Below are 11,538 nucleotides of genomic sequence, written 5' to 3' on the forward strand. Positions count from 1 at the left end.
GGCTCTGTCCCAATTACGTGTTGAAAGGCTAATCTTGAAGTAGGCCATCACCTTGAGGTCTACCATCATGGATACCCCAGCCTTTCAACACCTGTTGTCCCTTTTTCCCCAGTTAACCCTGCGCCAGCGCCGTGTTGCTCAGCAGGAGCTTACTGCACCCCACACCATTACCTCGCTCAATACTCAGTTACCGGCATGCAGTGGCTGCCCCCATTGTCAGGCCGATGTTACCCAGCTGGCGCCTTGGGGATGGAGTCGGGGACTGCGCCGCTACCGTTGCAAACTGTGTCTGCGCACCAGCACCGTTCTGACCAAGACGCCCTTGGCCAGATTGCGTAAAGCACAGTGCTGGGAAGACTACGCGCAAGCTCTCATCGAAGGACTGACTGTCCGCCAGGCCGCGCGGCGCTGTGGGGTCAGCAAAAACACCGCGTTCCTCTGGCGTCACCGATTCTTGCGCGCGATGGCAACCCATCAGGCCACCCGGGAAGAGGGCATTGTTGAGGTGGATGAGACCTTCTTCCTTGAATCGTTCAAGGGGCAGCGGGGACTGCCGCGTCCACCACGTCATCGCGGTGGTAAAGGTCGAACTCGTGGAACCGGGCCAGATTACATCCCGGTGATGGTGGTACAAGACCGTGCAGGCCACCATGCGGATTTCCAGTTGGAGAAAATAAATGCCGATACGGTCATCGCAGTGTTGAAGCCGTTGGTGTCACCGGATGCGGTGCTGTGTAGCGATGGGGCGGGTGTGTATGCCTGTTTCAGCAAGGAACAGGGTATAACCCATCAGGTGGTGCGCAATCGTCAAGGCGAACGGGTAGTCGGTGCGTATCACATCCAGCATGTGAACGGATATCACCATCGGTTGAAAGAGTGGATGGAGCGGTTCCATGGCGTGGCGACGCACTACCTGAAGAACTACTTGGGTTGGCGCCGGATGCTGGAGCGTTACGGAAAAGGCGTAAATATCAAAACATGTTTGCATGAGGCGCTGGGGCGCCCCATGCAACACGTAATTGGGACATAACCTTTTTTATCTGCTCCCCCTGAATGACAGCAACCCTTCGCTATTACTCCATTGGCGGCAAGAAGCGGCGCATCACCTCATCCGTATGCCCCCCTTCCTGAAATGCCACCAGAGACTGATTGAGGATATTCACCAGCTGGTGGCCGCGCGGGGAGCCCTTGCTCACCAGCAGATAGAAGCCCTTGCGGCTGGGCAGGGCGAGATTGAGCAACCCGCTCTCGCTGCGGTAGATGCCAAGGCTGATGCCTGCCACCAGAGGTTCGATTTCGCTCGGCAGAAAGTCGCAGCGATCCCGCTCCAGCATATCGAGCGCCTGCTGCAACTGCTTGACCCGGCGTGGCTCCTGCGCAAGCCCGTAGGGGGTGTAGTTGTAGCCAATCACCCCGCACACCCGGGAGCGATTGACCGTCTGCAGATCCGGCGGTTCGGGGTAGCGGCGCTTGAGATAGAAAAAACCGAGGTGGGTGTAATAGAGGGGAACGCTGTAGAAGGCAAACTCGGCCCGCTCCGGCTTGTAGCTGGCATCCCAGGTCAGCTCGCACAGACCATTCTGGCGAAAATCCGCCAGCTCCTGCTGCACCCGCGCCCAGGGCAGATAGCGGATCTGGTGCGAGAGCCCGCTCTGTTGCAGGGCATCGAGCACCAGCGTTGTCGCCGAACCGGTCAGGCGGCTGGTATCGGGCACCCCGTCCTTGCGCTCCCAATAGGTAAAGGGGGCCCACTCATTGCCCTCCCCCAGACAGATCTTCACTGGTGGCTCTTGCCCCCATAGCGCGGGGGACAAGATGACCATCGCCAATCCCGCCCACCATGTTACCGCTCGTTTCATCTCCCGCTCCCGAACTGTTTATCCCTCTTGCAGCTTAGCCCAGAAGGGATTTTGCTCACTTTGCAGGGGCGCTTTCATGCCACAACGCCAGCAAATTGGCCGGAATGGCACCATAACGGAGCTGCGGTGTCTGGTGCCAGTCAGCCAGCTTTTGCAGGGCTTTCGCCAGATCCTGTGCAAGGGTGCGGGTCACTCTCACCCCGGCCTCCAGATAGAGGCTCTTGATCTCGAAGATCCCCTGCTGACGATGAGCCTTGGCATCCATCCTGCCCACCAGCTTGCCGCGATGGAGCAAGGGCAACACGAAGTAGCCGTATTGACGCTTGGGGGCCGGGGTGTAGCACTCGATGCGATAGTCAAAATTGAACAGTTCACTGGCCCGCTTGCGCTCCCATACCAGCGGATCGAACGGCGACAAGGCGGTGGTATGGGTCGCCTTGAGGGTGCCCGCCTGTGCCCTTGCCAGCTCATCGGCCAGAGATACGTGCACAAAAGCGCCGTGCTGCCATCCCTCCACTCGTACCGGCAACAGCTCCCCCTCATCCGCCAGTTGATGGAGCAGGTCATCGTATTTGCCACGCCGCAGCCGGTAGTAGTCCGCAACCCAGCCAGTTTTGACCAGCCCCAGCGCCCGGCAGCTGGCGCGCACCATATCCCGCTGGGCATGCTCGACGCTTGGCAGATCCCGCTGGTCACTCCACTCGGGGATGACCCGCTCGGCAAGGTCATAGACTCGCTGAAAGTTGCGCCGCTCCCGCACCATCAACTGACCGGTGGTAAACAATACCTCCAGATGGCGCTTCTCCGGCTTCCAGTCCCACCAGCCATTCCCCTTGCCGGTTGTACGCTCAAAGTCGGCCGCCCGCACCGGACCATGCTGACGAATGCGCTCGATAAGCCGGTCGATCTCCTGCTGATGGGTGGTGAGCCAGTTGGCCGAAAACTTCCAGCCCATGGCGGCGGGGTCGAGCATCCGGTGGCGCAACAGCCGGTAATCTTCGCGGGGCACAAAGCAGGCCTCGTGGGCCCAATATTCGAAGATCTCGCCGTCAGCCAGCAGTTGCTCCAACCAACGCTGTTCATACTGGCCAAGCCGGCTAAAGAGCACCAGATAGGGGCTGCGTGCCACCACCGAGATGGTATCAATCTGCAGCAGCGCCATGCGGCGAATGGTGGCCAACAGATCGGCCGGGGTCGCCTTGCAGCGACGGGGGGCAAGCAGCCCCTGCGCCGCCAGTTGCAGATGACGGGCATCTTGCAGTGACAAATGGGTAATCGACATCAACAACCGCTCCCTGGTATCTGGCTATCGCGCGCCCGGCGGATAGCCAACAAAACAGGGGGAGGCACCACGCTGGCATGCCTCCCCTCCCTTGTGTACCTGCGCCGCTATGAATGGGCCGGGGGCAAGACCAGCTGATTGACCACCAGCATGATCTCTTGATAAGTGGCCTCTACCGCTTCGGGGGTCGGCTCCAGAATAAGGTCATCGGCATAGCCGTTGATGAGCGAGGTGATCTGGCGCGCCAGTCGCCGGGCATCGCCCGCTACAAACTCGCCGCTGTCGATCCCCTTTTGCAGGATCTGCTCTAGCACCTCCCGCCACGCCAGAATGATTTTGCGGTAGCTCTCGGCAAACACAGGATCGCGCAGTGACTCGTTCCAGGCATCCAGATAGATGGCCCAGGAGGCATCCTGACTGGTCGGCAGGTTGTCCCGCACAAAGAGCGGCAACGCTTCGCGGGCTGGCAGCGGCAACAGCCACTCCCGCTGCTCGGCGATCTCCTGATAGGTGAAACGCTCCACGGCGCAGAGGCAGAGCTCCTTCCAATCCTTGAAGTAGTGGTAGACGTGACTGCGCGCCAGACCGGTGCGCTCGGCAATATCACGGGTTGACGATGCCGCCATCCCCTTCTCTCGAAACAGGGCCAGTACGGCCTCGATGATCATCTCTTTGCGCTGTTCTGCTGATGGGCGTGCCATCTGACCTCCTGCGATATCAATCGATCTGCTTGACTTTGAGCACTCGCTCAAACTAAGCATTTCCGACATCTTAGGAGATAACCCATGACAACACCAACCACTTCGGCAGCCAGTTGCGACGAGCAGGCCACGCCGTTGCCACACTCGGCCGGTCGTTCGCTGGGGGCGATTGCACGGGCCAATCCCCTCAAGCTGGCGGGCACCTTCTCGCTGGTGGCCCTCGAAAACATCCTGCTGGTGGTCTATCCCCTGTTCGCCGGCTTTGCCATCGACGCCATCGTCAAGGGCCAGTGGTGGCAGGCTTCAAGCTACGCCCTCATCGTGCTGCTGTTCTGGCTCATCGGTGCCCTGCGCCGGGCGGTCGACACCCGCACCTTTACCCATATCTATGCGGCACTGGCGGTGCCGGTGATCCTGACCCAGCGCCAGCAGCAGGAGGGGCAATCCACCATAGTGGCGCGGGTCACCCTGGCGCGGGAGTTTGTCGACTTCTTCGAGAAACATATCCCGATCCTGGCCACCAGCTTGATCTCCATCGTCGGGGCGGCCGTGATGCTGATGGTGATCGAGTTCTGGGTCGGCATCGCCTGCATGGGGGTATTGCTGCTGTTCGGCCTGCTGCTGCCCGGCTTTTCGCGCAAGAACCAGCTACTGCACGAGTGGCTCAACGATCGACTGGAACACGAGGTCAAGCTGGTCACCCATGCCCAGTCAGCCAGTCTCGCCCGCCACTACCGCGCGCTGGCCTGGCTCCGCATCCGGATTTCGGATCGGGAGGCGCTCGCTTTTCTGGCGGTCGGCATCAGCGCCTCACTGCTGTTCCTGCTGGCCATCACCATGCTGATGGCCCAGCCCCAGGTCTCGGCAGGCCATGTCTATGCTGTGATGACCTACCTCTGGAACTTTGTCACCAGCCTGGATGAGGGGCCCGGTCTTGCCGATCAGCTGGCCCGGCTGCGAGACATAGGTCGCCGGGTCAATACCGCCCAACCCGATGAACTGATTTGACATTTTGTATCTGTAACCGGAGTAGAAGATGAATCCGCCCCCCCTTTACCAACGAGCGTTGACCATGTGTATCAGCTGTTTTTTCCTCGCCGCCTGCGGCCCCAAGATGAGCGACTTTGAGCCCAACACCAGCTACTGGTTCAAGGAGAAACCGACAGAGGAGAGCGCCCCGCTGGCACAAGACATGAAGGTGGATATCGCCATCGTCGGCGGCGGCTACAGCGGCCTCTCCAGTGCATGGCATCTGGCCAAGGCCAACCCATCGCTCAAGATCGCCATCTTCGAGGCCAAGCAGGTGGGCAGTGGTGCCTCGGGCCGCAACGGCGGCATGGTATTGCCGGGCTCCGAGGTGATGGATCTCTACGAGGAGGGGGAGGCGAGCAAGCGCCACTACGACCTCACCGTCGCCAGCATGCGCAAGCTGCAGGCGCTGGTCGCCTCAACCGGCGTCGAGGCCGATCTCAAGCTCGATGGCTATGTGGAGGCGATCCTCGATGAGGAGGATATCGCCGAGTACCGCGACTATGTGAAAACCGCCAATCGCCTCGGCATCCCGCTCCAGTACTGGAACGCCGATACCACCGAAGAGAAACTGGGCACCGACCGCTATGTGGGGGCGGTCTACGACCCCAATGGCGGTCAGGTACACGCCATGAAGCTGGTCAATGCCCTGCGCAAGGCGGTGGAGCAGGCGGGCGTCACCATCTACGAGCAGAGCCCGGTTCTCGGGATCAAGGAGGGCAAGCAGATCGAGCTCAATGTGGCCGACAAGTACAAGGTGGCCGCCGACAGCATAGTGCTGGCGACCAACGGCTATACCTCAAAACTTGGCTACTTCAGCGGACGGGTCTTTCCGGTGCACGCCCAGAGCGCCGTCACCGAGCCGCTTACCAAAAAACAGCTGGCCGCCATCCAGTGGCAGAGTCGGATGCCCTACTACGACACCCGCAACATCCTGTTCCATCTGGTATTGACCCCGGATAACCGCATCGTCATCGGTGGCGGCAATGCCGAGTACGTCTTCAACGACGGCCTCAACTACAAGGGCGATCTTAACCGGGTCAGCAAAATGATGATGACCGAGCTGGTGACCCTCTATCCGGCCCTCAAGGGGATCAAGTTTGAACAGGTGTGGGACGGGGTACTCGGCATGACCGGCGACAGCACCGAAGCGGTGGGGGTAATGGGGGATCACAAGAACATCTACTACGCCCTCGGCTACAACGGCCACGGCATCAACCTCTCCTTCCTGTTTGGCGACATCGTGGCCAGCCTCTATCAGGGCAAGGAGCATCCCTGGTTCAACCACGCAGAGCAGACGCTGCCAATGTGGCTGCCGCCAGAGCCGTTCAAGTCAATCGGCGTCAAATCTGCCCTGATGTACTACCAGTGGCAGGACAAGGGCTACAAGGAGTAGCGTCGGGCGAACCCGACGAGTAACAGACGAAGGCACGCCTCAGGGCGTGCCTTTCTGCAATACCGCCACATCTGCGTGGGGGAAGCTGAGTTCGGCCTGCCAGCTGGCGGCCAGCACCTGAAACGATGCCTCGGCAAAGAAGACAATGTGGGTCGGGTCGTGGCGATAGCGCCAGTTTTTAAACCGCTCGTCACTGAGCACCCGCTGGGTCTGCAGCACCAGCAGGCCACCGGGCTTGAGGCAATCCCACAACTGCGCCAGCACCGTGCGCGGCTCGGCGATATGCTCGATCACCTCGGTACTGGTGATGAAGTCATACTGACGCGTCAGTAACTCGGGAAAATCGGCGTAGAACTTGTCATACCCCGCCATCTGGTAACCCGCCTCGCGCCCCATCGCCACCAGCGCGGGGCCCGGGCCACAGCCAAAATCGAGGCCGCAGGCAGGAGTTGGCACCCGACTCAGTACCTCGCCAAATGCCCGCATCAGAAAGGTGCGATAACGGGGATCATCAACCTGGTTGTCGTGACCGTCATAGACCGCCTTCTCCGCCGCCTCATCCAGATGATCCGCCAGATCCAGCCAGACCAGCTCGCACGCGAGGCAGCGATGATAGCGTTTGCCCGCCACCGGCAGGGGATAACTGCGATGGCTGGCACACAGGGGGCAGCTGACGGTGGATGACATGGCGGTTCCTCTTGGGGGATTCCTGTTGGATAACAGCGGCGCAGATTGCCTGCCCGTCGCGTCGCTGACAACTTTTTTTGCTCCTTAAGGGTTTCTTAAGTTTGCCCTTTTACTCTCAAACCATCGCAAGAGAAGGAGTCACCCATGACCATCGAGATCCAGGCCCCCTACCGATTGCTGCTAGCCAAGTCCCCGCAGCAGGTCATGGCGCTGCAAACCTATATCCAGGCCGCCTATACCCTCGAGTTCAACGCCCGCATCCCCCATTTTCTCCCCTGCCTGCTGGGGCTCTATCGGGCGGACGGGACGCTGGTCGGTGCCTGTGGTCTCAATCATGCCAGTGAGGGGCCTCTCTATCTGGAACAGTATCTGGAGCAACCCATCGAGGCCGCCATCAACACCCGCCTCGGGGTCTATCCGGCACGCAACCGCATTATCGAAGTAGGCAATCTGGCCTGCAGCGAACCGGGCAATGCCCGCCTGATGTTCGCGGCCCTGTGTCGTCTACTGTGTGAAAACGCCCTCGACTACGTGGTCTTTACCGGCACGGCCAAGCTGCGCAACAGCTTTGCTCGCCTGCAACTCAACCCGGTGGAGCTGGCCCCCGCACAGGCCCATCAGGTGGGGGCCGACGCCGATGCCTGGGGTGAGTACTACCGCTGCCAACCCAAGGTGATGGTGGGTGACATCAATCAGGGGCGCGAGGTGCTCGCCCAGAGCAGCCTGCTGCTCAATCTGCTGGCCCCCATGCCAACCATGTTTGACGATGCCGGCGAGAGCAGTGATAACCAGACCCATCAAAAAAGGTGCGCCCAATGAGCCTGTTCGACGCCATCGCCAAACATGCCCGCGAGGATCCGCAATCCCCAGCGCTGCTGAGCAGCCCGCAGCGTCTCGATTACCAGACCCTGTGGCAACAGATCCAGCGTCTGGCCAGCCAGCTGCAACAGCTCGACATCAGCCGTCTGGCGCTGCAACTGGACAACGGCCTGCCCTGGGCGCTGCTGGATCTCGCCTGCACCCGCGCCGGTATCGTGGTGATCCCGGTGCCCCACTTCTTCAGTCAGGCCCAGCAGGCCTGGTTGCTGGAGAGCAGCGGCGCCGATGCGCTGGTGGGCCCATATCATCAGGGGTGGCATGCCGCCGAGCCGCTCTCGCTGATCACCGGCGAGCTGCCGCTGTGGCGCCATACCCCGGCCAATCGACTGGCGCTGCCCAAGGGCACCGCCAAGATCACCTACACCTCCGGTACCACGGGCCAGCCCAAGGGTGTCTGCCTGTCACTGACCCAGATGATGGCGGTGAGCCATGCGCTGGCCGAGCGAGTCGCGCCAGCCAAGGTGGAAAAACACCTCACCCTGCTACCGCTGGCGACCCTGCTTGAGAACATCACCGGCCTCTATGTGCCGCTGCTGACCGGCGCCTGCAGCCGCATTCCGTCCCTCGGGGAGCTCGGTTTCACCGGATCCAGTTCGCTCAATCCAGCCATGCTGGGGGAGGCGCTGCTACGCTGGTCGACCCACAGTCTGGTGCTGGTGCCCGAACTGCTGCGCCTGCTGCTGGCGCTCTGCACCAGCACCCCGACGCTGGCCCAACAGCTCAAGAGCCTGCGCTTTATTGCCGTCGGTGGCGGCAAGGTGGCCCCCGACCTGATCAAACACGCCCGCCAGCTCGGCCTGCCGGTGTATGAGGGATATGGCCTCTCGGAGTGTGGCTCCGTGGTGGCTCTCAACAGCCTGGATGCTGACAAGCCCGGCAGCGTCGGCCGCCCCCTGCCCCACTGTCAGATCACTATCGCCAGCGATGGCGAAATTATGGTGAGCGGCAGTGCCATGCTGGGCTATCTCGGCAGCAACGAACCGGCTCCCGAACAGATCGCCACTGGCGAACCTTCTGCCATGCAGATCGCCACAGGCGATCTGGGTCATCTTGATGATGAGGGCTACCTCCATATCACCGGGCGCAAGAAGAATGTCCAGATCACCGCCTTTGGCCGCAACTTCTCGCCAGAGTGGGTGGAGGCCGAAGCACAGCTCTGCCCCGCCATCGCCCGCATCGTGGTTTTTGGCGATGGTCAGCCTGCCAACGTGGCGCTGATCCAGCCCCTGCCGGGCAAAGAGGCGGATCTGCCCCGCCAGATCGCCGGTCTGAACCAGCGACTGCCCGATTATGCCCGCCTGCACCACTGGTTGCCGGTGGCGCTGGATCAACATCCCGGCCTGCTGACCGCCAACGGGCGCCCCCGTCGCAACGAGATTTACCAACACTTTTCCCGGCAAATCAGCCAATGCCTTACAGGAGAATCGTCATGAGCTTCTACCAGACTCTGCAACAAGCCACAGCCCAGGAGCGTGAGCATCTGTTCAACGCCCCCATCATCGAAGCCTGCCGCCGTGGCGATATCAGCCGTGACACCTATCTCGCCTTTCTGGCTCAGGCTTACTACCACGTACGCCACACAGTTCCACTCCTGATGGCAACCGGCGGCAAGCTGGGTCAGGAGTACGAGTGGGTGCGCGGCGCCATTGCCGAGTACATCGACGAGGAGTATGGCCATCAGGAGTGGATCCTCAATGATATCCGCGCCTGTGGCGGTGATGCCGAGGCGGTGCGCCACGGCCAGCCCGGGCTGCCCATCGAGCTGATGGTCGCCTTCCTCTACGACCAGATCCAGCGCGGCAACCCCATGGGCTTCTTCGGTATGGTGCAGGTACTGGAAGGCACCAGCGTCGCCATCGCCCTCACCGTCGCCGACCAGCTGAAAAAGGGACTCGGCCTGCCACCGCAGGCGATGAGTTACCTGAGCTCCCACGGCGCCCTGGATCAGGAGCACCTCAAATTCTTTGAATCCCTGATGGATCGGGTCGAGAGCCCGGCGGATCAGGCAGCCATCATCCACGGGGCCAAGGTGGTCTACCGCCTCTATGGCGAGATGCTCTACAACCTCACCGCCACACCGTAAGTTGGCAGCGGATCAGCAGACAGCAAAAAGGGAACCCACACCATGAACCTTGAAGGGAAACTCGTGCTGCTCACCGGCGCCAGCGGTGGCATAGGTGAGGAGCTGGCACAGGAGCTGGCGGCCCAGGGGGCACACCTGCTGCTGCACGGTCGTCGCGGCCCGGCACTGGAGCGGCTGTGCAAGTCACTGCCCCATCCCGAGCGCCATCAGGTGGTGCTCGCCGACCTCGGCTCTGCGCAGGAGCGGGCCAAGCTGTTGCAACACCCTGCGCTGGAGGACGGGATCGACATCCTGATCAACAACGCTGGCTGCAACCAGTTTGCCTGGCTGGAAGATCAGAGCTTCGAGCAGGTGGAGCGCCAACTGCTGCTCAATATCGAGGCGCCCATCCAGCTCACCCGTGCCCTGCTGCCAACCATGCGCAAGCCGGGGATCATCATGAACATGGGCTCGAGCCTGGGCAGCATCGGCTACCCCGGTTACAGCGTCTACTGCGCCAGCAAATTTGCCCTGCGCGGCTTTAGCGAAGCACTGGGACGGGAGCTGGAGGGGAGTGGCATCAAGGTGCTGCATTTTGCCCCCCGCGCCACCCGCACCAAGCTCAATTCTGAGGCCGCTTACGAGATGAATGCAGCGCTCGGCACCCAGACCGACAGCCCGCAGGAGGTGGCCGAAGAGGCGGTCATCGCCCTGCGCAACGAAACCCGCCGCAGCTGGCTCGGCTGGCCGGAAAAGCTGTTCGTGCGGCTCAACGCCCTGCTGCCCGGCATCGTCGACAAGGCGCTGGCCAGACAGCTGCCGATCATCAAACGTTATGCCCGTCATCTTCAGCCAGGGACGGCTGATGCCGGCGCAAACAGTGCGCCACAACCAGACTTGTCCCGCCCGATCCCGACCAAGAAGGAGCATTAATATGAATTTTGTCCGTCAATCAGTGACCTCTTGTGCCATCGCCATCCTGCTGGGGTCCTCCTCGGTCATGGCCGCGGGTGATGCCCTCGTCCCCATCCAGCAACAGTGGGCCGTCTGCCAGTATCAACAGACCGGCAAGGCAAAAGAGAACTGCCTCGAAACACTGAGCACTCAAGCCGAAGCGGCCAGCGCCAAGGAGCCTTTTCGCGCCGATCTGCTGATCTGGTCGGCCATCGTCAAGAGCACCTGGGCGGGGGCCAAAGGGGGGCTGGGGGCACTGGGTCTGGTGAAAGAGGCCAAAGCCAAGCTGGAGCTGGCACTCAAACAGGATCCCAAGGCGCTGGACGGATCCGCCTACACCAGTCTGGGCTCCCTCTACTATCAGGTGCCCGGCTGGCCGGTCGGCTTTGGCGATGACGAAAAGGCAGAGCAACTGCTCAAGCAGGCGCTGGCCATCAATCCGGATGGCATCGATCCCAACTTCTTCTATGGCGACTTCCTGCTGGATCAGGGTCGCAAGGCCGAGGCCAAAACCTACCTCGACAAGGCGCTGGCTGCCCCGGCCCGCCCGGGTCGCGAAGTGGCCGACGAAGGGCGCAAAATGGAGATCCGCGATCGGCTGGCCAAGCTATAAAACCCTGATGGATCAAAGAACTATTTAAACTCTGCCCACCAGCTTGCATACTGGTGGGCAGGGTTGTTTATGCCAC

At 61.3% G+C, this 11,538-nt stretch carries 12 protein-coding genes; 8 read left to right on the forward strand and 4 right to left on the reverse strand.

Translation table 11 applies throughout. From position 1 onward, the window contains the following. Positions 1 to 67 precede the first annotated feature (67 nt). Positions 68 to 1,030, forward strand: a complete 963-nt coding sequence (locus tag AB5Y73_RS08635) for an IS1595 family transposase (protein WP_279499216.1) — start codon at positions 68 to 70, stop codon at positions 1,028 to 1,030. A 43-nt stretch (positions 1,031 to 1,073) separates the two neighbouring features. On the opposite strand, the gene AB5Y73_RS08640 is transcribed toward AB5Y73_RS08635, so the two are convergent. The 3 genes from AB5Y73_RS08640 to AB5Y73_RS08650 all read right to left on the reverse strand — a co-directional run bounded on the left by AB5Y73_RS08640 (position 1,074) and on the right by AB5Y73_RS08650 (position 3,842). Next, on the reverse strand, positions 1,074 to 1,823 hold the full coding sequence (locus tag AB5Y73_RS08640) for an ABC transporter substrate-binding protein (RefSeq protein WP_107683583.1): 750 nt from the start codon (positions 1,821 to 1,823) through the stop codon (positions 1,074 to 1,076). Between the two features lie 91 nt (positions 1,824 to 1,914). Next, positions 1,915 to 3,141: a winged helix-turn-helix domain-containing protein gene (locus AB5Y73_RS08645; protein ID WP_107683582.1), complete on the reverse strand. Its 1,227-nt coding sequence runs from the start codon at positions 3,139 to 3,141 to the stop codon at positions 1,915 to 1,917. 107 nt (positions 3,142 to 3,248) lie between these two features. Then, the gene (locus AB5Y73_RS08650) at positions 3,249 to 3,842 is read right to left on the reverse strand and encodes a TetR/AcrR family transcriptional regulator (protein ID WP_107683581.1); all 594 of its coding nucleotides are present in this window, start codon (positions 3,840 to 3,842) and stop codon (positions 3,249 to 3,251) included. An 84-nt stretch (positions 3,843 to 3,926) separates the two neighbouring features. Between AB5Y73_RS08650 and AB5Y73_RS08655 the strand changes: the two genes are divergently transcribed. Next, the gene (locus AB5Y73_RS08655) at positions 3,927 to 4,850 is read left to right on the forward strand and encodes an ABC transporter six-transmembrane domain-containing protein (RefSeq protein WP_107683580.1); all 924 of its coding nucleotides are present in this window, start codon (positions 3,927 to 3,929) and stop codon (positions 4,848 to 4,850) included. 64 nt (positions 4,851 to 4,914) lie between these two features. Then, the gene (locus tag AB5Y73_RS08660; protein WP_235686271.1) at positions 4,915 to 6,267 is read left to right on the forward strand and encodes an FAD-binding oxidoreductase; all 1,353 of its coding nucleotides are present in this window, start codon (positions 4,915 to 4,917) and stop codon (positions 6,265 to 6,267) included. Positions 6,268 to 6,306: 39 nt separating this feature from the next. Here the strand turns inward: AB5Y73_RS08660 and AB5Y73_RS08665 are convergent, their stop codons facing one another. Then, on the reverse strand, positions 6,307 to 6,954 hold the full coding sequence (locus AB5Y73_RS08665; RefSeq protein WP_107683578.1) for a class I SAM-dependent methyltransferase: 648 nt from the start codon (positions 6,952 to 6,954) through the stop codon (positions 6,307 to 6,309). Positions 6,955 to 7,098: 144 nt separating this feature from the next. Between AB5Y73_RS08665 and AB5Y73_RS08670 the strand changes: the two genes are divergently transcribed. The 5 genes from AB5Y73_RS08670 (at position 7,099) to AB5Y73_RS08690 (ending at position 11,462) form a co-directional block, all read left to right on the forward strand. Further along, the gene (locus AB5Y73_RS08670) at positions 7,099 to 7,773 is read left to right on the forward strand and encodes a thermostable hemolysin (RefSeq protein ID WP_107683577.1); all 675 of its coding nucleotides are present in this window, start codon (positions 7,099 to 7,101) and stop codon (positions 7,771 to 7,773) included. Beyond that, the gene (locus AB5Y73_RS08675; RefSeq protein WP_107683576.1) at positions 7,770 to 9,266 is read left to right on the forward strand and encodes an AMP-dependent synthetase/ligase; all 1,497 of its coding nucleotides are present in this window, start codon (positions 7,770 to 7,772) and stop codon (positions 9,264 to 9,266) included. The genes AB5Y73_RS08670 and AB5Y73_RS08675 overlap by 4 nt, the downstream gene beginning before the upstream one ends. Next, positions 9,263 to 9,916, forward strand: coding sequence for a TenA family transcriptional regulator (locus AB5Y73_RS08680; RefSeq protein ID WP_100645292.1), 654 nt, complete (start codon positions 9,263 to 9,265; stop codon positions 9,914 to 9,916). Before AB5Y73_RS08675 ends, AB5Y73_RS08680 begins: the two co-directional genes overlap by 4 nt. A gap of 42 nt (positions 9,917 to 9,958) precedes the next feature. Further along, positions 9,959 to 10,828 carry an SDR family oxidoreductase gene (locus tag AB5Y73_RS08685; RefSeq protein WP_107683575.1) on the forward strand — a complete coding sequence of 290 codons (870 nt, stop codon included), beginning with the start codon at positions 9,959 to 9,961 and terminating at the stop codon, positions 10,826 to 10,828. Positions 10,829 to 10,895: 67 nt separating this feature from the next. Continuing rightward, the gene (locus AB5Y73_RS08690) at positions 10,896 to 11,462 is read left to right on the forward strand and encodes a tetratricopeptide repeat protein (RefSeq protein WP_235655531.1); all 567 of its coding nucleotides are present in this window, start codon (positions 10,896 to 10,898) and stop codon (positions 11,460 to 11,462) included. Positions 11,463 to 11,538 lie beyond the last annotated feature (76 nt).

It is taken from the genome of Aeromonas sp. s7(2024) (assembly GCF_040907825.1).
GTDB lineage: Bacteria > Pseudomonadota > Gammaproteobacteria > Enterobacterales > Aeromonadaceae > Aeromonas > Aeromonas veronii.